Annotated in this window: 19 protein-coding genes; 7 read left to right on the top strand and 12 right to left on the bottom strand. The window is 69.2% G+C overall.

Annotation, left to right across the window (positions count from 1 at the left end; translation table 11 throughout):
• Positions 1–4: 4 nt before the first annotated feature.
• The 5 genes from MRBLWH11_RS08580 to MRBLWH11_RS08560 all read right to left on the bottom strand — a co-directional run bounded on the left by MRBLWH11_RS08580 (position 5) and on the right by MRBLWH11_RS08560 (position 4,784).
• Positions 5–337: a YciI family protein gene (locus MRBLWH11_RS08580; RefSeq protein ID WP_116635469.1), complete on the bottom strand. Its 333-nt coding sequence runs from the start codon at positions 335–337 to the stop codon at positions 5–7.
• Between the two features lie 94 nt (positions 338–431).
• Positions 432–1,076, bottom strand: a complete 645-nt coding sequence (locus MRBLWH11_RS08575; protein ID WP_341947546.1) for a hypothetical protein — start codon at positions 1,074–1,076, stop codon at positions 432–434.
• Between the two features lie 53 nt (positions 1,077–1,129).
• Positions 1,130–2,167 (bottom strand): ABC transporter permease, encoded by a 1,038-nt coding sequence (locus MRBLWH11_RS08570; protein WP_341947545.1) that lies wholly within the window; start codon positions 2,165–2,167, stop codon positions 1,130–1,132.
• Positions 2,164–3,663 carry a sugar ABC transporter ATP-binding protein gene (locus tag MRBLWH11_RS08565; protein ID WP_116635466.1) on the bottom strand — a complete coding sequence of 500 codons (1,500 nt, stop codon included), beginning with the start codon at positions 3,661–3,663 and terminating at the stop codon, positions 2,164–2,166. The genes MRBLWH11_RS08570 and MRBLWH11_RS08565 overlap by 4 nt, the downstream gene beginning before the upstream one ends.
• A gap of 83 nt (positions 3,664–3,746) precedes the next feature.
• Positions 3,747–4,784, bottom strand: a complete 1,038-nt coding sequence (locus MRBLWH11_RS08560; RefSeq protein ID WP_116635465.1) for a substrate-binding domain-containing protein — start codon at positions 4,782–4,784, stop codon at positions 3,747–3,749.
• A gap of 246 nt (positions 4,785–5,030) precedes the next feature.
• Between MRBLWH11_RS08560 and MRBLWH11_RS08555 the strand changes: the two genes are divergently transcribed.
• Complete coding sequence (locus MRBLWH11_RS08555; protein ID WP_341947544.1) at positions 5,031–5,921, top strand: AraC family transcriptional regulator; 891 nt, start codon at positions 5,031–5,033, stop codon at positions 5,919–5,921.
• Positions 5,922–5,925: 4 nt separating this feature from the next.
• Here MRBLWH11_RS08555 and MRBLWH11_RS08550 read toward each other — a convergent pair whose 3' ends face one another.
• The 4 genes from MRBLWH11_RS08550 to MRBLWH11_RS08535 all read right to left on the bottom strand — a co-directional run bounded on the left by MRBLWH11_RS08550 (position 5,926) and on the right by MRBLWH11_RS08535 (position 13,243).
• Positions 5,926–6,858: an aldose 1-epimerase family protein gene (locus MRBLWH11_RS08550; RefSeq protein WP_341947543.1), complete on the bottom strand. Its 933-nt coding sequence runs from the start codon at positions 6,856–6,858 to the stop codon at positions 5,926–5,928.
• Complete coding sequence (locus MRBLWH11_RS08545) at positions 6,855–9,833, bottom strand: DUF5107 domain-containing protein (protein WP_341947541.1); 2,979 nt, start codon at positions 9,831–9,833, stop codon at positions 6,855–6,857. Before MRBLWH11_RS08545 ends, MRBLWH11_RS08550 begins: the two co-directional genes overlap by 4 nt.
• Positions 9,834–9,996: 163 nt before the next feature.
• Positions 9,997–10,497, bottom strand: a complete 501-nt coding sequence (locus MRBLWH11_RS08540) for an amino-acid N-acetyltransferase (protein ID WP_116635461.1) — start codon at positions 10,495–10,497, stop codon at positions 9,997–9,999.
• Positions 10,498–10,714: 217 nt separating this feature from the next.
• Positions 10,715–13,243, bottom strand: coding sequence for an ATP-dependent Clp protease ATP-binding subunit (locus tag MRBLWH11_RS08535; RefSeq protein ID WP_341947540.1), 2,529 nt, complete (start codon positions 13,241–13,243; stop codon positions 10,715–10,717).
• 266 nt (positions 13,244–13,509) lie between these two features.
• Between MRBLWH11_RS08535 and MRBLWH11_RS08530 the strand changes: the two genes are divergently transcribed.
• Positions 13,510–14,142 carry a hypothetical protein gene (locus MRBLWH11_RS08530; RefSeq protein WP_341947539.1) on the top strand — a complete coding sequence of 211 codons (633 nt, stop codon included), beginning with the start codon at positions 13,510–13,512 and terminating at the stop codon, positions 14,140–14,142.
• Positions 14,139–14,375 (top strand): helix-turn-helix domain-containing protein, encoded by a 237-nt coding sequence (locus tag MRBLWH11_RS08525; RefSeq protein ID WP_116635458.1) that lies wholly within the window; start codon positions 14,139–14,141, stop codon positions 14,373–14,375. The genes MRBLWH11_RS08530 and MRBLWH11_RS08525 overlap by 4 nt, the downstream gene beginning before the upstream one ends.
• 57 nt (positions 14,376–14,432) lie before the next feature.
• On the opposite strand, the gene MRBLWH11_RS08520 is transcribed toward MRBLWH11_RS08525, so the two are convergent.
• Positions 14,433–14,813, bottom strand: coding sequence for a YbjQ family protein (locus tag MRBLWH11_RS08520; protein ID WP_341947538.1), 381 nt, complete (start codon positions 14,811–14,813; stop codon positions 14,433–14,435).
• Positions 14,814–14,909: 96 nt separating this feature from the next.
• On the opposite strand from MRBLWH11_RS08520, the gene MRBLWH11_RS08515 reads away from it, so the two are divergent.
• Together MRBLWH11_RS08515 and MRBLWH11_RS08510 are read left to right on the top strand one after the other, a co-directional pair.
• The gene (locus tag MRBLWH11_RS08515) at positions 14,910–15,251 is read left to right on the top strand and encodes a hypothetical protein (RefSeq protein WP_341947536.1); all 342 of its coding nucleotides are present in this window, start codon (positions 14,910–14,912) and stop codon (positions 15,249–15,251) included.
• A gap of 151 nt (positions 15,252–15,402) precedes the next feature.
• Complete coding sequence (locus tag MRBLWH11_RS08510) at positions 15,403–16,827, top strand: dicarboxylate/amino acid:cation symporter (RefSeq protein WP_207769960.1); 1,425 nt, start codon at positions 15,403–15,405, stop codon at positions 16,825–16,827.
• Positions 16,828–16,931: 104 nt separating this feature from the next.
• Here the strand turns inward: MRBLWH11_RS08510 and MRBLWH11_RS08505 are convergent, their stop codons facing one another.
• Together MRBLWH11_RS08505 and MRBLWH11_RS08500 are read right to left on the bottom strand one after the other, a co-directional pair.
• On the bottom strand, positions 16,932–18,662 hold the full coding sequence (locus tag MRBLWH11_RS08505; RefSeq protein WP_341947535.1) for a cation:proton antiporter: 1,731 nt from the start codon (positions 18,660–18,662) through the stop codon (positions 16,932–16,934).
• A 44-nt stretch (positions 18,663–18,706) separates the two neighbouring features.
• On the bottom strand, positions 18,707–19,885 hold the full coding sequence (locus tag MRBLWH11_RS08500) for an NAD(P)/FAD-dependent oxidoreductase (RefSeq protein ID WP_341947534.1): 1,179 nt from the start codon (positions 19,883–19,885) through the stop codon (positions 18,707–18,709).
• A 78-nt stretch (positions 19,886–19,963) separates the two neighbouring features.
• Between MRBLWH11_RS08500 and MRBLWH11_RS08495 the strand changes: the two genes are divergently transcribed.
• Entirely contained in the window at positions 19,964–20,473 is a 510-nt protein-coding gene (locus MRBLWH11_RS08495; RefSeq protein WP_116635453.1) for a MarR family transcriptional regulator, read from the top strand.
• Positions 20,474–20,515: 42 nt separating this feature from the next.
• Positions 20,516–21,556: an LLM class flavin-dependent oxidoreductase gene (locus tag MRBLWH11_RS08490; protein ID WP_341947533.1), complete on the top strand. Its 1,041-nt coding sequence runs from the start codon at positions 20,516–20,518 to the stop codon at positions 21,554–21,556.
• Positions 21,557–21,649 lie beyond the last annotated feature (93 nt).

Raw genomic sequence — 21,649 nt, 5'->3', positions numbered from 1 at the left:
GCGATCACTCCATCGGCCAGACCGGACGCACCTCGACGCGCCCGAACCGGGCCATCGGATGCTTCGCCGCGATCTCGATCGCCTCATCGAGGTCGGCGACGTCGATCAGATCGAAGCCGGCGATCCACTCCTTCGTCTCGGTGAACGGGCCGTCGGTGAGGATGGTCCGGCCGTCGCGGACCGTCACCGTGGTCGCATCGGACGGCGGTCGCAGCCGATTCCCGGTGCGCGAGACGTTGCGGCGCTCGACATCCGCCGCCCACTCCTCGATGTTGTCCTCTTCCGGGATGTACTCCGGGGCGGCCGGGTCGCTGACGATGAACAGCAGATACTCCATGTGCTCTCTCCTTCTCGGGTCGATTCTTCGTCATGACGACGAAGACGGCGAGGCCTGGAGGACAGATCGGAGAAGAAATCCGGTCGTTCGGGGATCAGTAGAGCAGGATCTGCGTGGTGCTCGCGCTCGTGAACCCGCCGATCGACACCTCGACGTGGTACGAGGATCCTCCGCCCGGCGCGCGCTGCCGGTTCTCGTCGGCGCAGGTCTCGACGCTCGATCGCGTGCGGTCCCATACCACCGGATCCTTGCTGGTGACGGTCGTGCCCGCCGCGAGCGTCGCGATCATGCTGCTCGGATTCTCCTGGCAGTCGGTCGAGCGCCACCAGACGTCGGATCCGCTCGAGACCGTGAAGACCTGGGTGGTGGAGCCCACATCGATCGTGCAGTCCGTCGAGCCCTTGTTCGTGAGCGAGATGGAGAGCTGCGGCGTGACGCCGGCCTGATACGAGTCCGAGTCGGTGACCGCGGTCACCTCGATGTCCTTCGCCGCGCAGGCGACGATGGCCGGCGTCTGCTCGGCCGACGGCGACGGCACGGGTGAGCCGGTGCCGTCGGTCGGCGTCGTCGAGGGAGTGGTCGTCGCCGAGCTGGTCGGGGCGGGCCCGGCCTCGCCGCCGGCCCACGGGCGCGCGACCAGCAGCCAGGTCGAGACGCCGATCACGGCGACCGCGAGGATCAGGCCGATCAGGAGCACGAGCCGCCGACGACGATAGACGGCGGCGGAGTGGCGTGGCATGTCTCCAGGCTAAGCGATCGGCCCGGGGATCGACCGTGCGACCGACCCGTGGATCACCCAGGAATACCGATACGACGCTCGCCGGACCGCAGCTGCTGGATCACGACCGCGATCACGAGGAGCGCTCCCTGAGCGACGTTCTGCCAGAACGTGTTCACACCGAGGATGGTCATGCCGTTGGTGAGCACGCCGAGCAGGATCACGGCGAGGATGGTTCCGGAGATCGTCCCCTTGCCGCCCTTCAGCGCCGCGCCACCCAGGGCAGCGGCGGTGATGGCCTGCAGCTCCAGGCCCTCCGAGCCGGAGATCGGCTGCCCCGAGCCGGTGCGGGCGGTGATGAGGATTCCCGCGATCGCCGCGATCGCGCCGGTGACCATGTAGACGCCGATGATGTACCGGTTGATGTTGATGCCCGCGAGCCGGGAGGCGATGTTGTTGCCGCCGACCGCGTAGATGTTGCGGCCCCACGACGTGTATCGCAGCACGATGTGCGCGAGCAGCGCCACGATCAGCAGCACCAGGATGAGGGTCGGGATGCCGGCGACGCCGCCGCGGGCGAGGAAGACGAAGAACGGGTCCGCTCCGGTGTAGCCCTGCGCCCGTCCGTCCGAGATCAGCTGCGCGACGCCCTTGAAGGCGGCGAGGGTCGCCAGCGTCGCGATCACGGGATTGACCCGTCCGAAGACGATGATGCAGCCGTTGACCAGACCGCAGAGGATGCCGATGCCCACCGCGCCGACGACGCCGACGGCGGGGCCGGCGGCGGTGAACAGCATCGCCGATGTCACCGACGTGAGACCGGCGATCGATCCGACGGAGATGTCGAGGGCGCCGAGGATGATGACGATCGTCTGCACGACGGCCAGGAGCCCCATGATGGCGATGGCCGTGCCGATCACCTTGAGGTTGCCGACGCTGAAGAACAGCGGATTCTGGAAGCCGATCACCGCGACCACCAGCACGATCGCGATGATGAGCGAGATGTTCTGCGCTCCGACCCCGCTGATCAGCCGCGCGACGGGCGATGCCCCCTTGGCCGGTGCGGCCGCTCCGACCGGTGCCGGCGCCGTCTTCACAGTGTTGTCGCTCATGCGGCGACCTCCTCGTCCATCGCGAGCGCGAGAATGCTCTCTTCGGTTGCCTCGGCACGCGGGAGCTCTCCCGTGATGCGCCCGTGGGCCATGACATAGATGCGGTCCGAGACGCCGAGCACCTCGGGAAGTTCGCTGGAGACGACGATGACCGCGACGCCCTCGTGCGCGAGGCGGTCGATGATCGCGTAGATCTCCGCCTTCGCTCCGACGTCGATGCCTCGCGTCGGCTCGTCCAGCAGCAGCAGCTTCGGCTTGGTGGCGAGCCACCGCGCGAGCACCACCTTCTGCTGGTTGCCGCCGGAGAGACGCCCGACCAGCTGCTCGGGACTCGGTGTGCGGATGCGCAGCGAGTCGATGTAGCTCTTCGTGAGCGCCGACTCCGCGGCATCCTTCACGAAGATCCATCGGGAGAGCGACTTCAGCACCGCGAGGGCGGTGTTGTCGCGGACGCTGCGGTCCAGGAGCAGCGCCTCAGCCTTCCGCTCCTCCGGCGCGAAGCCGATGCCGGCCTGGATGCTGTCCTGGGGGCTGCGGAACCGCCGTGCGGCGCCGTGCATCTTGATCTGTCCCTCGGTGACCAGCAGGTCGCCGGCGATCGTCTTCATGAGCTCGCTCCGCCCGGCGCCGACGAGGCCGGCGACACCGACGACCTCACCCGCGCGCACGGTGAGGGAGATGTCGTGGACGATGTCGTTCGACACGTGCTCGAGCTCGAGGACGACGTCGCCGAGGGCCGCGGGCTCGCGATGGAAGAACTGGGTGAGGTCGCGGCCCACCATCATGCGAACGAGTTCGTCGTGGTCGGTCTCGCCGACGGCCTTCGTGCCCACGTAGGCGCCGTCGCGCAGGACCGTGATGCGATCGGCGAGCTGGAAGATCTCTCCCATCCGATGCGACACGTAGCCGATGGCGACCCCGTCGGCCTTCAGCCGGCGGATCAGCGCGAACAGCAGCGCGACCTCCTCGTCGCCGAGGGAGGAGGTGGGCTCGTCGAAGCAGATGACCCGGGGCTGCGCGATCACCGCTCGCATGATCTCGACGATCTGCCGCTGCGCGGGAGAGAGGTCGGCTCCGAGCGTGCGGGCGTCGATCACGCGGTCGAAGCCCCAGCGGCGGAGTTCTTCGGTCGCCGTGCGTTCGAGCTGGCTCCGACGGAACCCGACAGAGCCCAGGGCGCCGATGTAGATGTTCTCCGCGACGGAGACCCAGGGCACGATCTCCGGTTCCTGGGCGATGACCCGCAGCCCGGCGTCACGGGCATCCGCGGGGCCGGAGAAGTCCATCGCCTCGCCCGCCAGCAGCAGTTCGCCGCCATCAGGGCGGTAGTCGCCACCGAGGATCTTGAGGAGCGTGGACTTCCCCGCGCCGTTCTCGCCCATCAGGGCGGTCACCTCTCCGGCGCGGAGCTCGAGGTCCACGCCGCGCAAGGCGTGGACGGGACCGAACGACTTCGTGATCGCGTGCGCCCGCAGTGCGGCTGCCTGCTCCGTCATGCTTTCCTCTTCTGATCTGGTGGCGGTGGCCGGACCCGGCCCGAGGGGGACGACCGCCGGCGCGGCCGCCCCCGAGGAAGGCGTCAGGTGCAGACGACGCCCTTCTCCTCCCAGTTGGAGGCGTCGACGATCTCGGTGTTGGCCACGGTCTTCGGCGGCAGCTCCGTGCCGTTGCGCAGCAGGTCGACCATCGACGTGACGGCGGCCTTGCCGACCTCGACACCCGAGATGAACAGGGCGGACTTGTTGCCCGTCTCCTGGCCGGCGTTCCAGTCCTTGCAGGTCAGGTACGCGCCGAGACCCACGCCGATGATGTCGGCGGGCGCGACGCCCGAGTTCTGCAGCGCCGTGACGACACCCGTCTCGTTCTCGTCGTTGCAGCCCCAGACCACCCAGTGCTTCACGCCGGCGTTGGCCGTGATGATGGCACCGGCCTTGTCCTGCGCATCGGTGGCCGAATTGTCGGTGCCGACCTCGATCACCTCAGGGCCGTCGGGGACGGCCTCGGAGAAGGCGGCGACCGCACCGTCGACGCGCTCGACGCAGTTGGGCTGGTCCTGCTTGTAGGCAGAGAGGATGCGGGTGTCCGCGGCATCCCATCCCGCCTCCTGGTACAGACGGGCGGCGTCGGCGCCGACCTTCTCACCCATCGACGTGCCGTCGAAGCCGGTGAAGGCCGCGGCAGCGCCCTTGGCGTCGACGATCGGATCGTCGGCCGCCATGATCGGGATGCCGGCGTCGGTCGCGAGCTGGATCACCTGCGGGCCGATCTGCGTGTCGGGCACGACGATGATGATCCCGTCGACGCCCTGCGCGATGGCGGCCTCGACCTCGGAGATCGCCTTGTTCGAGTCGGTGCTGACGTCGACGACGTTGATCGTGACGTCGCCGTCGGCCTTCGCAGCCTCCTTCGCGCCGTCGGCCTCGTCGATGAAGTACTGCTGGTCTCCCTGCTTCTGGATCAGGGCGATCGTGAGCGGACCGTCGGATGTGCCCCCGCCCTCGGCGGCGGGCTCCGCCGTCTCCATCCCGGACGAGCAGGCGGTGAGCGCGGCGAGAGCCAGAACGGCGACCCCGCCCGCGGCAGTGCGCGCCCAGAGGCGGCTGCGTGTGGCGAACATTGAGACTCCTTCGTCTTCGTGCGATGACCGGCCGTGATGACCGGATGCTGTGTGGAACAGATCGAACGTACATCGATCGCGCCGCGTCGCTTGAGGACGATCTCACGGAACATATGGACTTTTCTCCGGCTCCGCGCAAGAGGACGGGAATCATCCGTTTGACTGGGTGCACCGGCCAGCGGCTAGCCTGGCAGGATCGGTCTGCACGCATCGCCGCCGACAACCGCGACATTTCTGCGAGGCCTCATGGACGAGACGCCTATCCCGCTCGAACCGCACTATCGGATGGAGGGGTTCGAGCACCAGCGCCTGTGCGTGCTTCCGCGCCCGCAGGTCGAGGCTGCGCTGAGCGCCGCGGGTACCCGGCGCCTGCTCGTCACCGATGCCGGCTACTTCCCCACGGCGCGGGGTCACCGCCGGGTCCGCCCGCGCGGCTGCGCCGAGACGGTCCTGCTGCTCTGCGTCGCCGGGCGCGGCACCGTGACGATCGCCGGCGAGGTCCATCCGCTCACAGCCGCCACCTCGATCGCGATCAGTGCGGGAACGCCGCACTCGTACGAGGCATCGGAAGACGATCCCTGGACGATCTGGTGGCTGCATGTCCGGGGGACGGACGCCGCCGAGCTCGCGGCCCAGACCCTGGGGCGCCAGAGTCCCGTGACCCGGCTCCGCTCGATGGACCGCGTCGTCGCCCTGTTCGACGAGCTCGTCACGCTGCTGGAGCGTCGGCTCTCCCCACCGCAGCTGCTGATCGCCTCCGGGGTCGCATGGAACCTCCTCACCCGGATCGCGGCCGACAGCATCCTTCCGAGCGAGGGGTCGGCTCTGGAGCGCGCCATGCGCTATCTCGAGACGCGGGTCGACGGGAACATCCAGGTCAGCGAGCTCGCCGCTCTCGTCGGGATGTCGCCGTCGCACCTGAGCGCGCTGTTCCGCCAGGCCACCGGCAGCGGGCCCGCCGCTTTCCACACCTCGCTGCGGATGACGCACGCGAGGAATCTGCTCGACACGACCTCGCTCTCGGTCCGGGAGATCGCCACAGCTGTCGGCTACGCGGATCCGCTGTACTTCTCCCGGCACTTCCGGCGATTGCACGGCCTCAACCCGACGGCCTATCGGGCGCAGCACAAAGGCTGACGGATCAGCGGACTCGTCGGATCATCCAGCCCGCACCGACCGACTCCCCGGCCTCGACGATCAGGAGGTCGCGCCGGGAGTTGAACGCGTCCGGCGGGCAGGTCATCGGCTCGATCGCGACGCCGCTGCGGAACTCCTCGCCGTCGCCGTGATCGGTCGTGTAGATCTGCGCCCACGGGCAGCGGTCGTCCCACTCGACCTCGACCCCTGCGCCCGCGTCATCCAGGAGCCGGGCGCGCGCCCGTCCGTTCCGGCGCGCGAGATCGGTGAAGGCGTGGTTGAGCGCGGTCGACCCGATGCGCCGCGGCTCCCGGAAGTCGCGCTCCCCGGCGAGCGGGTCGGACACGGGCACGCTGCGGTCTGGCAGCATCCGGTCCGGAGAGACGAGCAGGATCTCTCGGGCGTCGAGCTGGAGGGTCAGATCATCGATGCCGCGCTCCCGCGGGCTCCCGACCACGAGGTACGGATGCCCGCCCAGGCCGACCGGGGCGGCGGTCGCGCTCTCGTTCGATGCCGTCACCTCCTGCGTGAGCCCGTCCGGGCCGAGGCGGAACTCCGCATCGATGCGCACCCGCCACGGATACCCGGGCTGCGCGGCGATCATGCCGGTGAGCACCAGGTGATCCGAGGCCACCGTCGTCGCCGTGAAATCGGTCCACGCGATCAGTCCGTGGGCCGCAGTGCGGGTCTCCGGCTCGTTCTGCACGAGCCGGTGGACGACCCCGTCGAACTCGTACGCGCCGTCGGCGATGCGGTTCGGCCACGGTGCGAGCAGCGCGCCGCGCATCGACGGTCTGATCTCGTCCGCTCCGAACGGCACGATGAGGTCGACGCCGTCGCACCGGAGCGATCGCACGGTGGCACCGACGCTCGCGATCCGCGCCTCGTACGGTCCCGAGCGCAGCACGAACGCGTTCCCCGACAGCGGCACCGTCACAGTCCGTCGTCCTCGCCCTCCTGGTTGAACAGCAGCAGTTCCGGATGGCTGGTGGCGAAGTAGTCGGTCACCCCGTCGTCCCGCACGGCCGCCGGCGCGACATACGCCGCGCGGGCCTCGCCGAGCGTGGCGGGCGGGTCGGTCAGCGGCAGGCCGAGTGCCTCGAGCGTGAGATCCCACGTGGCGATCGCCTGCCCCTCCCCTCCCTCCCACGGGTGGAACGGGCGGGTGAGGAGGATGCTGTGCGCCTCGGCGGCCGCCCCCTCGGCGACGAGCAGACGCGCGTACTCGATCGCGAAGTCGTCGCGGGTGAGCACCAGGTCCTCGACCGGCCGCAGAGCGGCGAGGCGCTGAGCGGTCGTGTGCCCGAGTCGGGCCGCGAGCTGATCCTGCTCGTAGCGGATGCGCGCATCCGTCGAAGCGCTCTCGACGGCCTGCGCGTACAGCCGCCAGGCCTTCTCCTCGTCGCGCTCGACGTTGTAGGCGGCGAGGGCCGCGTTGCGGAACAGCACCGGATCGCGGTGGCCGCTCTCGATCGCGCGATTCCAGGCCGCCGCCGCCTCACGGCGCCGCCCGACGGCATAGAGCAGCATCCCGAGCAGCGAGAGGGCGGTCGCGTCGTCGGGTCCGGCGTCGATCGCGAGCTCGAGGGCCTGCAGCGCATCGAGGCCCGAGGGGAACGCCCAGCGCTGCTCGGCCGCTCGCGCGAGCGATCGCTCGTACGCTGCGGCCTGCCGGTCGCCGCGACTCTCCCGGATCTCGGCGGCGAGGTAGTGCGCGAGCGGTCTCACGTTGCCGGAGCGACGGATGGGCGCGGCGATCGCGGCGTCGAGGAGGCGCACGGCGTCATCGGCGGCGCCGGCGAGCTTCAGATCGAGAGCGACATCGAGCAGCAGTCCGGCTTCCGCGTCGACCTCCTCACCGGCGAGCACGCGCAGCGTCGCGTCGAGCGGGTCGGCGACGAGCGCTGCCCGTGCGACGGCGGCGCTCCCCGCTTCGTCGCCGCGTGCCCGCAGAATGATCGCGCGGAGGGCGGCGCGGCGCGTGTCGTGCCCGGCGACGCCGTCGAGCGTGTCGAGCACCCGCAATGCGGCGCGCTGCTGACCGGTGCGCAGCAGCGACCGGACGAGCTCGACACCGGATGCCGCCGCCCAGGCCCCGTCCCACCCGGCCTTGCCGAACATCTGCTGCGCCTCGTCCTCACGGCCGAGACGGGCGAGGACGAGTCCCGCGAGGTAGTACGCCTCGGTATCGGTCGGGTTCGCGTTGCGCCGCGTCAGGCGGGTGATCGCCGTCTGCGCATGCGTGAGCGCGCTGTCGAAGCGCCCGGAACGGTACGCGCGATCCGCGAGCGCGAGGTTCGTCCGCGCGTCACCGGCGTCGCGCGCGAGCGCCGCCCGCCAGTACGGCATCGGGGAGCGGGTGGGATGGCGGTTCTGCTGCAGGTGGAGGCCCGTGAGGTAGAGCTCCTCGACGCTGTCGATCTCGTCCGGCAGCGGCGGCTCGTCGGCGACCCACGGCTCTTCGTCCGCGGCATCCGTCGGCGTCCACCGCACGAGAAGACCGCCGTCGGAATCGAGGAGCTCGGCGGTGATCGCATCCGACGGTGCGACATCCGACTCGAGCGTCACCGGCACCCCGGGGACCAGGTCGGCCGCGGTGCTCGCGACGACGGCACCCCCGTCGAGGATCCGCAGCGTCACACCGTCGCGGCGGCTCGTGACCGCGAAGCTCGCCGACACCCGCTCCCCGCGCTCGACGTGCACGGCGGCATCCGTCGTCGCCTGGTGCGCCGCGCCGATCGCGGGGATCGGATACCAGTACTGCGAGAACACCTTGGTCTCGCCGGGCAGCAGCCAGGAGAAGTCCGGCTGGTTGTCGGTGTAGACCCCCGCCATCAGCTCGACGTACGGACCGTCGCCGTCGGTGAGCTGGTCGTCCCAGGCGTGGCCGAACGGCGCATCGCCCCACGTCCACTGCTTCTTGCCCGGCGCGAGCCGACGCTCGGCCCAATGCACGAACCCTGCCCCGGCGAGGTGGTCGTAGCCGCCGAAGAAGTCCTGCTGGGAGTCGACGATCATGTACGACGTCGGCACCGGGATGTTCCGGTAGAAGTCGATGCGATCGGCGCCTTCGTGCTCCGCCGCGAGCGCCGGGTAGTCGACGCCGTAGTAGGGCCGATCCGCCTCCGGGAACGCGGTGAGCGCCCGACGAGCGTGGTCCGCGACATAGCGGACGTCTTCGGGGAAGAAGGATTGGTAGTCGTCGTGCACGCGGGCGGCGACGTTCGCCCACCAGAGGAACGACTGCCGCTCGCTGGTGCGGTTGTGCAGCCGCACCACCAGTTCGACGACCGAGCTGCCCGGGCGCAGCCGGATGCCGTGCTGCGCCGACATCCGGGTGAACGGGTCGTGGTCGTGGCACCACACCGTGACCGAGCCGTCGTCGTCGTTCTCGATCGTCGTCTCGACGGGAAGGTACGTTCCCGGACGGTGATGCTGCGGCCAGTTGAACTCGACCCCGCCGCTGATCCACGGGCCTGCGAGTCCGACGAGCGCCGGCTTGATGACGTTGTTGCGGTAGAAGAAGTCGTAGCCGGTGGTCTTGTCGTATCCGATGTGGATGCGCCCTCCGAGCTCGGGGAGGACCACGAGCCGCACGTATTCGTTCTCGAGATGGACGGCCTGCCATTCGCGGACCACGCCCTCATCGGCGATCTGCTCGGTGAACGGGATCGGATACACCGTGCCGCTCGATCCCTGGTAGACCCGGTGGTCGAGGTACATCGGGTGGATGCTCGGCTCCGCGGCCTCGTACGTGAGGATGCTCAGCGGCTCGCTCCAGGCGATCGCATCGCCGCGATCGAGGGCGGCACGCAGAGACCCGGCAGCTTCGGGCAGGACGATCCGCTCGTTCTGCCGACGCTCCGCGTCGACGCCCATGGTCGATCCGACGTCGACGCGATCGTTGTTCATCCGTTGAACCTCCGTGCAGATGCGTGCCGACGACACACTGCAGCCGACGACAGGACGCGTGGTCCTGCGACGAAGCTATCGTCGGCCCGCACGGAGCCCCATGGCGTGAACGGGGAAGAACATGGACGATTCGATGGACCGTCCGGTCCGGCGACTCCGTCGGTCAGAGCACCTTGAGCATGCGCGTGTTGCCGAGCGTGTTCGGCTTCACGTGCGCGAGGTCGAGGAACTCCTCGACACCCGCGTCACCGCTGCGCAGCAGCTGCGAGTACACGTCGGGGTCGACGACCTGCTCGCCGATCGGGGTGTAGCCGCGGCGTCCGAAGAACGAGACCTCGAAGGTGAGGCAGAACAGTCGCGAGAGGCCGAGCGCGCGGGCGGTCTCCTCGAGGCGGTCGACGATCCCGCGGCCGACGCCGTGGTGCAGCCAGTCCTCGCGTACGAGGAGCGTGCGCACCTCGCCGAGGTCCTCCCAGATCACGTGCAGCGCGCCGCATCCGATCAGCTCGCCGTCCGCCTCGGCGACGACGAACTCCTGTACGGCGCCGTAGAGCACCGCCAGGTCCTTCCCGAGCAGGATGCGCTGTTCCACGAGCGGCTGCAGCAGGTTCCGGATGCCGACGATGTCGGCGCTGCGCGCCGGTCGGACGATGTACTCGCTCACCCGTCCAGCCTAGACACCTGCAGACTGTGCACTCTGTGAACGACTCCGTCCATGCACAACTTCGGATCCGGGGAGGCGCCGCGCCGCACGCCACCGCCTCCCCGCGGCGTTTCGCCGCTGACCTCCGAAGTCGTGCGCTGGGGCGGGGCGGGGGATGCCCCGGGCACAGAGAAGGGGCGGATGCCGCAGCATCCGCCCCTTCCACGATTCGGCCGGGTCACTCCCCGCTGGCGACCGCCAGGTCGGGGGTGCCGGAGATCCCGGCGCCGCCGGTGTTGATGCCGACCGCCACCTTCTCTCCGCGCGGACCGTGCTCGAACAGGAACTCGCCGTTCGCGGCATCCACCTTGACGTGGTCGCCGGAGTTGAGCTCGCCGTGCAGGATCTTCTCGGACAGACGGTCCTCGACCTCGTGCTGCATCGCGCGACGCAGCGGACGGGCGCCGAGAGCCGGGTCGAAGCCGATCTCGATGAGACGCTCCTTCGCCGCCTGCGACAGCTCGATCGTCATGTCGCGGTCGAGCAGACGCTCGCCGAGGCGCTTGGTGAACAGATCCACGATCTGCACCAGCTCGCTCTTGGAGAGCTGCGGGAACACGATGATGTCGTCGACACGGTTGAGGAACTCGGGCTTGAAGTGCCGCTTGAGCTCTTCGTTCACCTTGCCCTTCATCCGGTCGTAGCTGGTCGAGTCGTTGCCCTCGATCTGGAAGCCCACCGGGCCGCCGGCGATGTCGCGCGCACCGAGGTTGGTGGTCATGATGATGACCGTGTTCTTGAAGTCCACGATCCGACCCTGACCGTCGGTGAGACGACCCTCTTCCAGGATCTGCAGCAGCGAGTTGAAGATGTCCGGGTGGGCCTTCTCGATCTCGTCGAAGAGCACCACGCTGAACGGCTTGCGGCGCACCTTCTCGGTGAGCTGGCCACCCTCTTCGAATCCGACGAATCCGGGAGGGGCACCGAACAGACGCGAGACGGTGTGCTTCTCGCCGAACTCGCTCATGTCGAGCGAGATCAGCGCGGCCTCGTCGTCGAACAGGAACTCCGCGAGGGCCTTCGCGAGCTCGGTCTTTCCGACGCCCGTGGGGCCGGCGAAGATGAACGAGCCCGAGGGACGCTTCGGGTCCTTGAGTCCGGCGCGCTGGCGACGGATCGTCTTGGAGAGGGCGGCGATCGCTTCCTCCTGACCGATGACGCGCTGGTGCAGGGCCTTCTCCATGAAGACGAGCCGCGAGGACTCCTCCTCCGTGAGCTTGAACACCGGGATGCCGGTGGCCTGCGCGAGGACCTCGGCGATCAGACCCTCGTCGACGACCGCGGAGGTCGCGACGTCGCCCGCACGCCACTGCTTCTCGAGACGCAGTCGCTCGGCGAGGAGGCTCTTCTCCTCATCGCGGAGAGACGCGGCCTTCTCGAAGTCCTGCTCCTCGGAGGCGACTTCCTTCTGCTCGCGGACCTTGGCGATCTTCTCGTCGAATTCGCGCAGCTCGGGCGGGCTCGACAGGATGCTGAGCCGCAGTCGCGCACCGGCCTCGTCGATCAGGTCGATCGCCTTGTCCGGCAGGAACCGGTCGGAGACGTAGCGGTCGGCGAGGTTCGCCGCGGCGACGATGGCTCCGTCGGTGATCTGCACCTTGTGGTGCGCCTCGTAGCGGTCGCGCAGCCCCTTGAGGATGTTGATCGCGTGCGGCAGCGTCGGCTCGTTCACCTGCACCGGCTGGAAGCGGCGCTCGAGCGCGGCATCCTTCTCGAAGTGCTTGCGGTACTCGTCGAGCGTGGTCGCACCGATCGTCTGGAGCTCACCGCGGGCGAGCAGCGGCTTCAGGATGCTGGCCGCGTCGATCGCACCCTCGGCGGCACCCGCACCCACGAGGGTGTGGATCTCGTCGATGAAGACGATGATGTCGCCGCGCGTGCGGATCTCCTTGGTGACCTTCTTCAGGCGCTCCTCGAAGTCACCGCGGTAGCGGGAGCCGGCGATGAGCGAGCCGAGGTCGAGCGAGTAGAGCTGCTTGTCCTTCAGCGTCTCGGGGACATCGCCCTTGACGATGGCCTGAGCGAGACCCTCGACGACGGCGGTCTTGCCGACGCCGGGCTCTCCGATCAGGACGGGGTTGTTCTTGGAGCGGCGGGAGAGGATCTGCATGACCCGCTCCGCCTCCTTCTCGCGACCGATGACCGGGTCGAGCTTGTTGTCGCGCGCGGCCTGGGTCAGATTGCGACCGAACTGGTCGAGGACCTGCGATCCGCCCTGCGCGCTCGGGGTGTCGTTGGTCTGCGCGCCGACGGATGCCGGCTCGCGGCCGGGGGCACCGGAGAGGAGCTGGATGACCTGCTGGCGCACCTTGTTGAGGTCGGCGCCGAGCTTGACGAGCACCTGGGCGGCGACGCCCTCGCCCTCGCGGATGAGGCCGAGGAGGATGTGCTCGGTGCCGATGTAGTTGTGGCCGAGCTGCAGGGCCTCGCGGAGGCTCAACTCGAGCACCTTCTTGGCGCGGGGCGTGAACGGGATGTGGCCGGTCGGCTGCTGCTGACCCTGGCCGATGATGTCCTGCACCTGCTCGCGCACCGCGTCGAGGGAGATGCCGAGACTTTCGAGCGCCTTGGCGGCGACGCCCTCGCCCTCGTGGATGAGGCCGAGCAGGATGTGCTCGGTGCCGATGTAGTTGTGGTTGAGCATCTTCGCCTCTTCTTGGGCGAGGACGACCACTCGACGGGCTCGGTCCGTGAATCTCTCGAACATGCTGTGACTCCTTATTCGCACTGGGGCGAAGCGCTACGTCAAAGACGGCGATCTGCGCTTGTACATCGAGAGTAACCACCGCTCAGGCGCTGTATGCCCGTGTTCGCCGTGGGCATAGCCCCGTCACTCCCGTGGCACGTGCGGCGGGTGCGACGGCCGAGCTCCCGCCGTTTCTGCCACGGGAACGCACGCCGAGGTTGACGGATGTATCGACAGTCGATAACTTAACGTTTATCGACAACAACGACTATCGATAAGGAGTGGGGATGATGAACGTGGAGAAGCAGGGATCGAAGCAGGGCGAGCTGTCCCGGGGGGACAAGGGGAGCCTCATCGCCTTCTGCATCGCCGGCGCCGCGATCGCGGCATACATCGCCGTCCACTCGATCATCCGCATCATCGGGCTCGGCTCCGGCACCGCGGTCCCCGTGATGCTCGAGTTCGTCGACCAGCCCGTCGACGTGCCGCTCGGTGCCGGCGGGGCGGACCTCACCCTCGACCTCGATCGCGCATCCGTCACCGCCGCGGACCTGCCGCCGTTCGCGGTCGTGCCCGGCATCATCGGCCAGGTGCTGCAGATCCTCACGATCGTCGTCGTGATCGGATGCCTGCTGCTGCTCGCCCGCAGCATCCTCGGCGGCACGGTGTTCAGCCGCCGGAACACCGCCCTCGTGATGACCGCCGGGATCACCGGTCTCTTCGGCTTCGCGGCCGTGCGGTTCTTCGACAACATGCTCGCCAACGCAACCGTCAGCGCGGTCACGGACAATGCCTTCGATACGGCGGTGATGAGCGTCGAGCCGTTCACTTTCATCCTCGGCGCCTTCATCCTCGCGGTGATCGGCACCGCGTTCTCGGTCGGCGATCGGCTGCAGCGCGAGACGGAGGGCCTGGTGTGAGCCCCGCCGAGAACGACGAGGAGTTCCCCGGCATCCACTGCCGACTCGACGAGCTGCTCGCCGAACGCGGCATGACCCTCACCGAGCTGAGCGGGCTGGTCGGCGTCAGCATCGTCAACCTGTCGGTGCTGAAGAACGACCGCGCCCGCGCGATCCGCTACTCGACCCTGCGCGCGATCTGCGATGCGCTCGGGTGCGAGGTCGGCGAGCTGCTGGTGCTGGCGCCGCGCTGACGCGCGGCCCGGATGCCGTTCCGGTCGCACTTCCTCATGGATTCGTCGTCGGGCGATTCAGACGGCGGGCGGCGGAGTTTGCGGCGACGTCGGAGCGGCGGATGCCGGTGGCGCCGGCTGCCCGAGCGGCTCGACCACCACAGCCGTCCCGTAGCCGCACACCTCGCTGAAGTTGCCGATGGACCCGGTGTCGAAGCGCATCGCGACGATCGCGTTCGCGCCGCGCTGCTGGGCCTCGGCCCACATCCGGCCCATCACCACCTGGCGGCTCTCGTACATGACCTGCGTGTACTCGGGGATCTCGCCGCCGCCCAGCGAACGGAATCCGGCGGTGAAGCTCTGCCCGAAGTCGGTCGAGCGGACCGTGAGGCCCATGACCTCGCCGAGCACCTGGGTGATGCGGTATCCGGGAACGTCGTTCGTGGTCACGATGAACATGAGGACATCGTGGCAGAAGCATCCGCTCCTGGCACGGGCAATTGTGCCCATGCAAGCCGCTCTATGAATCGGCTGTGAAGCAGTAGCGTTGCCCCCATGAAGATCAACGACCGGAACCTGCGCACCCCCAGCCGCCTCCTCCTCGCCCTGCCCATCGCCGCGCTCGCGTTCTCGCTCGCCGCGTGCGGCGGACCGAGCCGCCCGTCCGAAGCCGATGTCGCGAAGGGACTCGCCGAGTTCTTCGACAGCCAGGGCATGGGCGACCAGATCGACGCCGACGCCGCCGAGTGCCTGGCGGAGTACCTCGTCGACTCCGACCTGAGCAACGAGACCCTCACCTTCCTCGCGAACGGCGAGGACAAGCAGAAGAACGAGGCCGACAAGGCTCTCACCACCCAGATCATCTCGGACAACGTCCAGGAGTGCATCGCCGACTGATCCCGGCGGTCTGCAGCGCAGAGGATGACGGGTGCCCACGGCATCCGTCATCCTTCGTCATATCGGGCCGGGGAATGACGGGGCGCTCCTAGCGTTGAGCGTTATGGCGTGCATTCGGCCCGCCGCGATTTCCTGGAGTTCCCCACACACCATGAGCACTACCGCACGCGCCCAGAAGGCGCCTGACACCCGCGGTCCGGTCCGGAAGCTGCTGACCTCGTTCGGCTTCCAGATCCTTGCCGCCCTCGTCCTCGGCATCGCCGCCGGCCTGATCGCCCGCCAGCTCGGCGCGACCTCGGAGAGCCCCAACGGCCTGTCCGCGACCCTCGACACGATCGGCAGCTCGTACGTGACGCTGCTGCGCGCCGCCGTCGTCCCGCTGATCTTCACGGCCATCGTCGCGAGCATCTCGAACCTGCGACGCGTGCAGAACGCCGCGCGCCTCGCCGGCCAGACGCTGCTGTGGTTCGCGATCACCGCGTTCATCGCCGTGACCATCGGCATCGTCCTCGGCCTCGTCATCCAGCCGGGCTCGAAGGCGGGCGACGGCCTCACGCCCGGCGAGCCGTACACGGTCGGCACGTGGTGGAACTTCCTCCTCGGCCTCATCCCGCAGAACTTCCTCGGACTCGGTGCCAGCACGCAGGTCGACCTCGAGACCGGCAGCGCCACCTCCAGCATCAGCTTCAACATCCTGCAGGTCATCGTCGTGGCCGCTGCCGTGGGCATCGCCGCCCTCAAGGCCGGCAAGAAGGCCGAGCCGTTCCTCGCGTTCACCGAGTCGCTGCTCAAGGTCATCCAGCGCGTGCTGTGGTGGATCATCCGCATCGCCCCGCTCGGCACGTTCGGCCTCATCGGCGCCGCCGTCGTCGAGTACGGCTGGGAGAAGCTGGCCTCGCTCGCGTGGTTCGCCGCAGCGATCTACATCGGCCTCGCGCTCGTGCTCTTCGTCGTCTATCCGATCCTGGTGAAGACGCACGGCCTGTCCATCAAGCAGTACTTCTCGGGCGTCTGGCCTGCCGTGCAGCTCGCCTTCGTCAGCCGCTCGTCGATCGGCACGCTGCCGCTGACCGAGCGCGTGACCGAGCGGAACCTCGGTGTCCCCCGCTCGTACGCCTCGTTCGCCGTGCCGTTCGGTGCGACCACCAAGATGGACGGCTGCGCCGCGATCTACCCGGCCATCGCCGCGATCTTCGTCGCGCAGTTCTTCGGCATCGAGCTGAACTTCGTGCAGTACCTGCTGATCGTGATCGTCTCGGTCGTCGGCTCCGCGGCCACCGCGGGCACGACCGGCGCGACCGTCATGCTCACGCTCACGCTGTCGACCCTGGGCCTCCCGCTCGAGGGCGTCGGCCTGCTGCTCGCGATCGACCCGATCCTCGACATGGGCCGCACCGCGGTCAACGTCGCCGGTCAGGCGCTCGTGCCGACGATCGTCGCCAAGCGCGAGGGCATCCTCGACGAGGAGCTCTACAACGCGCCGCGCGAGGGCCTTCCCTTCGCCGACGACAGCGACGCCGACGACGCACCGGAGACGGATGCCGCCAGCGACAAGGAGCCGGTCGGCGCGCGCTGACCCCTGCTTCGCGGAAGCGCCCCGTCCCCTCGTGGGGCGGGGCGCTTCCGCGTACGCGGGCTGACGTTTCAGGGGCGGACGCGACGGATGCCGAAACCGGCGATCTAGGCGCGGCCCTGCTCACGCGTAGCGCCGCGGGTGTCGAGCGCGAGCTCCTCGGCATCCATCGCGGTCAGCAGCTCGCGCATCACCTCCTCGTCGAGGTTGCCGGCGTCGCGCTCCGCCAGCAGGATGTCGCGCCGCACCTGCAGCCATCCCCGCGACAGCGCGACCAGATCCTCGTACGAGGGCTGGTTCGCGGAATCCCCGACGCGCTGCGCCTCGTCGGTGTCCTTCTCGACCCGGGTCATCCGCTTCGTGAAGGCGTCGAAGAGGGGCATGTCGACCTCCCCGTGCGTCGCCTCCCACTCGAGGCGCTTCTCGGCGAGGAACGCCTTGCCGGCGGCACGGCTCTTCTCCTTCACGTCGGCCAGGGCCTTCTCGTCCTCGACGGCGTCGATGTCGCTCGCGATGCCGAGCCTGCGGATGAGCATCGGCAGCGTCAGCCCCTGCAGCAGCAGCGTCGCGACCGTCACGATGAACGCCACGACCACGATCGCGTGCGAGGCGTCCGAGTCGAGGGCCGCGAGATCGGCGGCGGCGAGCGCGGTCGCGAGCGTCACGACGCCGCGCATCCCAGCCCACGAGATGACCGCGTTGTCCTTCCACGTGAGCTGGAGTCCCGCCATCCGCTCACGCACGATCTGCGACCGCAGCTCCTCGGCGCTGTACTGCCCCCAGCGGCGGGACTGCTCACGGCGCTTGTCGAACTCCCCCGAGGCGATGCCGCGATCCATGCGGGCGAGGCGTCGGCGGTCCTGGAAGTTCGACCAGGCGCTCGTCGGGTAGACGTAGAGCGGGCGCACCACGAGCACGACCAGCAGCACCGCACCGGAGAGCAGCAGGATGTGCCCGACCGACTCGCTGCCGAGATCGCGGAGCACGCGCGGGAACTGCAGTCCGATGTAGGCGAACACGAAGCTCTCCAGCAGCAGGTCGGCCGAGAGCCACAGCGGCTTCTCCTGCTGCCGGGTGGTGTAGTCGGTGCGCGGAGCGTTGAAGCCGACGTAGAGTCCCATCGCGACGACCGCGAGCACGCCGGATCCGAGCAGGTGCTCCGCGATCGCGTACGCGCCGAACGGCGCCAGCAGCCCGAAGGTGCCGATCACGACGGGGTCGCTGATCCGCATGCGCAGCTGGTGCAGCACGACGCCGAAGACGAGGCCGACCACGACGCCGACCACGACCGCGAGCAGGAACTGCCAGATGCCGTCCCACACTGTCAGCGTCGCTCCGGCGAGGATGGCGGCGAACACCCGGTACAGCGTCAGCGAGGTCGCGTCATTGATCAGGCTCTCCCCCGACAGCACCGTCATGATGCGGCGCGGGAGCCCGAGCTTGCGGCCGATCGCCGCCGCCGAGACGGCATCCGGCGGAGCGACGATCGCGCCGAGCAGCAGCGCGCCGGGGAGGGTCAGCGCCGGGAAGATCCACCAGGCCACGAAGCCGACCGCGACTGCGGTGAGCAGCACGAGCGTGATGCCCAACCGTCGGATCTGCGGCAGGCTGCGTTTGAAGCCGACGAACGACACGTCCAACGCCGCCGAGTACAGCAGCGGCGGCAGCACGAGGTTCAGCAGCAGGTGCCCGTCGATGTCGACCTCGGGCACGAACGGCAGGAATGACGCGGCGAGCGCGACGATCGTGACGAGAAGCGGCGCAGGCCACCCGCGCCATCTCGCGATGGCGGCCACGGCGACGGCCCCGACGATCACGTAGAAGATCTCGGCATCCATGTGCCAACGCTAGCGGGGGATCCCGCGATGAGGGAGCGCGGGGGTCACCAGCGGACGACGTGGTTGTAGAGATGATCGTTGCGGGTGTCCGACGAGGCGCTGCGCAGGAACCTCGGCAGCATCGCATCGCGGAGGGCGATGCCGAGCCGGGACTTCGTGACCCGCTTGTTCCGGTTGACGGCTCGCGCGTACTTCACGACCTCTTCTGCTCGTGGCCGCCGGTCGCGCTCGTAGGCGGCGAAGGCCCGCTCGTGGTCGGCGGCGTCGCGCAGGTGCCTGGCGAGCACGATCGCGTCCTCCAGCGCGAGGGAGGCACCCTGTCCTGCACTGGGCGAGGTCGCGTGCACGGCATCTCCCACGAGGACCAGTCGCCTTCGATGCCAGTGCGGGACGTGGGTGAGATCGGAGAGCGGATAGGCGCCGATCTCGCCCTCCACGTGCTCAAGGATCTGAGGCACGGGATACGGGTCGTCGGCGTGCAGGTCGCGCAGTCGCGTCAACCAGTCCTCGTCCGTCATCGCGCGGGTCTCCGCGCGCCCGAGCGCGGGTGCCGTCACGTTGGCGAACCAGTAGGCGGTTCCGTCGTCGCGGACCAGGTAGCCGAAGAAGGACTTCGCCCCGAACACCATGTACTGCTCGCCCGGTGTCGGCGCGAGACCCGGCACCCGGGAGAATCCGCCGACGCTGATCAACCCGCTCGGAGCGGGGGCCGGCGCCTTCGGATCGATGGCCGTCCGCACGATCGATCCCACGCCGTCGGCGCCGATGAGCACGTCGCCGCGGACGCTGCGGCCGTCGGCGAAGTGCGCGACCACGGCATCCGGCGTCTCCTCGATGCGGTCCAGCCGCGCATCGAAGGTGAGCGGGATGCCGGCATCCGCCACCGCCTCGCGCAGCACCTCGTGCAGCCAGGCGCGTCGCACGACGACGCTGCCGCGCTCCGGATCGCCGGCGGGCCCGTTCGGGACCACGCCGAGTCGCGCTCCCCGCCCGCTGAGCATCACCATGTGCGGGCTGAGGTGCCCGTCCGTCACGAGCCGGTCGCGCAGCCCGAGCTCGTCGAGCACCGCGAGGCCGTTGGTGGCCACATTGAGGAAGAGCCCGCCGTACGGTGCCGGCGCGCTCCGCGCCTCGAAGAGCTCCACCTCCCATCCGGCACGGTGGAGGAAGAGAGCCGTGGCGGGTCCGGCGACGCCGCCCCCGATGATGAGCGCCTTGGGCATGCGTGGTTCCTTCGATAGTCTGAGAGCAGATGAGAGAGACTCTAAAAGAGAGTCTCTCGAATATAGAGAGATTAGCGGATGCCGGAGAAAGCGTCAACGCGCGATGCCGCGATCGCTCGTCAGGGCGAGGTGATGCGCGAGTTCATGGCCAGGTCGGTGCTGTTCCAGGAGGCCGTGGCGCGCTCGGGCGGCCTCAACGGCACCGACCTCCAGGCGGTGGGCCTGCTGCTGAGCGAGGGCCCGGCGACCCCCGGGGAACTCGCCGCGCGCTCGGGCCTGACCGCCGGAGGCGCGGTCACCGCCATGATCGACCGTCTCGAGCGGGCGGGCTTCGTCACCCGCACCCGCGACGAGACCGATCGCCGCCGCGTGATCGTCTCCGCGGTCCCCGAGACCGTGATGGCACGGGTCGGGCACATCTATGGGCGGGTCGCGGAACGCTGGAACGACTATCTCGACACCCTGACCGACGAGCAGATCGAGTTCGCGAACGAGCTGCTCGATCGCGCGGCGACCATCAACCGCGAGGAGATCGAGACCCTCCGCGATGAGACGCGCGGACCGTCCTCTCGCGCACCGCGGACCTGAATCCGGGGAATGCGCGGTGGCGTCTCGTGGTTTGCCCTGAGGATGTCTGAAATCGCTCTCTCCGTCCTCGACCTCGTCCCGGTGCGCACCGGCCAGACCAGCGCCGAGGCCATCGCCTCCTCGCTCTCGCTGGCGGAGACCGCCGACCGGCTCGGCTACCGCCGCTACTGGTTCGCCGAGCATCACAACATGCCGGCGGTCGCCTCCACGACGCCCCCGGTGCTGATCGCGGCGGCTGCGACCCGCACTTCGCAGCTGCGCCTCGGATCCGGCGGCGTCATGCTCCCGAACCACGCTCCGCTGATTGTCGCCGAGCAGTTCGCGGCTCTCGAGGCCATCGCCCCCGGACGCATCGACCTCGGTCTCGGGCGTGCTCCGGGCAGCGACCCTGTGATCACCCAGCTGCTCCGCGGTTCCGGCACCACGAGCGACGTCGAGCAGTTCCCGCGTCATGTGCAGGACATCGCGGCGCTCGTCTCCGGCGAGGGGGCGACCGTGCGGTTCACCTCCGGCGGCGAGTACACGGTCCGTGCGACGCCCGCCGCGACCGGTGCACCCGAGGTCTGGCTCCTCGGGTCGAGCGACTACTCCGCCCAGCTCGCGGCCGCCCAGGGCCTGCCCTACGTGTTCGCGAACCACTTCTCGGGTCAGGGTCTCGAGCGTGCGCTCGATCTCTACCGCACCGGCTACCAGCCCAGCGAGGAGCACCCGGCCCCGCGCACGTTCCTCACGGTCAACGTCGTCGCCGCACCGACCGCCGAAGAGGCGGAGGCGCGCGCGCTGCCGCAGCTGCGCATGATGGCGCGCCTGCGCCTGAACCAGCCGCTGGTCGCGCTGGAGACCGTCGAGGAGGCCGTCGCCGCCGAGACGGATGCCGTCACCGACCAGGTCATCCAGGCGGCGCGCTCGCGCTGGTTCGTCGGGACGGGCGCGTCGGTCGCCGCCGAGGTCCGCGCGTTCGCCGAGACCTACGGCGTCGACGAGGTCATGCTGTCGCCCGTCGCGGCTTCGTACGAGTCGGAGCCGCGGACCACCTCTCCCGGGCGTGCGCAGACGCTCGAGCTGATCGCCGCCGCACTCTGATCGCCGCCGCGCCCTGATCGCCGCCGCGCCCTGATCCCACGCCGCTCTCCCTGCGCGGGAAATGTGCCGAAACATGGCGCACGAACCGCCGGG

The sequence above is a fragment of the Microbacterium sp. LWH11-1.2 genome, assembly GCF_038397745.1.
Lineage (GTDB): Bacteria > Actinomycetota > Actinomycetes > Actinomycetales > Microbacteriaceae > Microbacterium.
Note: the sequence above shows the minus strand (reverse complement) of the source record. Positions and strands in the feature narration are given on the sequence as shown.

Coding starts and splice junctions, on each gene's coding strand:
- MRBLWH11_RS08580 (WP_116635469.1), bottom strand. CDS start 337: ATGGAGTATCTGCTGTTCATCGTCAGCGACCCGGCCGCCCCGGAGTAC.
- MRBLWH11_RS08575 (WP_341947546.1), bottom strand. CDS start 1,076: ATGCCACGCCACTCCGCCGCCGTCTATCGTCGTCGGCGGCTCGTGCTC.
- MRBLWH11_RS08570 (WP_341947545.1), bottom strand. CDS start 2,167: ATGAGCGACAACACTGTGAAGACGGCGCCGGCACCGGTCGGAGCGGCC.
- MRBLWH11_RS08565 (WP_116635466.1), bottom strand. CDS start 3,663: ATGACGGAGCAGGCAGCCGCACTGCGGGCGCACGCGATCACGAAGTCG.
- MRBLWH11_RS08560 (WP_116635465.1), bottom strand. CDS start 4,784: ATGTTCGCCACACGCAGCCGCCTCTGGGCGCGCACTGCCGCGGGCGGG.
- MRBLWH11_RS08555 (WP_341947544.1), top strand. CDS start 5,031: ATGGACGAGACGCCTATCCCGCTCGAACCGCACTATCGGATGGAGGGG.
- MRBLWH11_RS08545 (WP_341947541.1), bottom strand. CDS start 9,833: ATGAACAACGATCGCGTCGACGTCGGATCGACCATGGGCGTCGACGCG.
- MRBLWH11_RS08535 (WP_341947540.1), bottom strand. CDS start 13,243: ATGTTCGAGAGATTCACGGACCGAGCCCGTCGAGTGGTCGTCCTCGCC.
- MRBLWH11_RS08530 (WP_341947539.1), top strand. CDS start 13,510: ATGATGAACGTGGAGAAGCAGGGATCGAAGCAGGGCGAGCTGTCCCGG.
- MRBLWH11_RS08520 (WP_341947538.1), bottom strand. CDS start 14,813: ATGTTCATCGTGACCACGAACGACGTTCCCGGATACCGCATCACCCAG.
- MRBLWH11_RS08515 (WP_341947536.1), top strand. CDS start 14,910: ATGAAGATCAACGACCGGAACCTGCGCACCCCCAGCCGCCTCCTCCTC.
- MRBLWH11_RS08510 (WP_207769960.1), top strand. CDS start 15,403: ATGAGCACTACCGCACGCGCCCAGAAGGCGCCTGACACCCGCGGTCCG.
- MRBLWH11_RS08505 (WP_341947535.1), bottom strand. CDS start 18,662: ATGGATGCCGAGATCTTCTACGTGATCGTCGGGGCCGTCGCCGTGGCC.
- MRBLWH11_RS08500 (WP_341947534.1), bottom strand. CDS start 19,885: ATGCCCAAGGCGCTCATCATCGGGGGCGGCGTCGCCGGACCCGCCACG.
- MRBLWH11_RS08495 (WP_116635453.1), top strand. CDS start 19,964: ATGCCGGAGAAAGCGTCAACGCGCGATGCCGCGATCGCTCGTCAGGGC.
- MRBLWH11_RS08490 (WP_341947533.1), top strand. CDS start 20,516: ATGTCTGAAATCGCTCTCTCCGTCCTCGACCTCGTCCCGGTGCGCACC.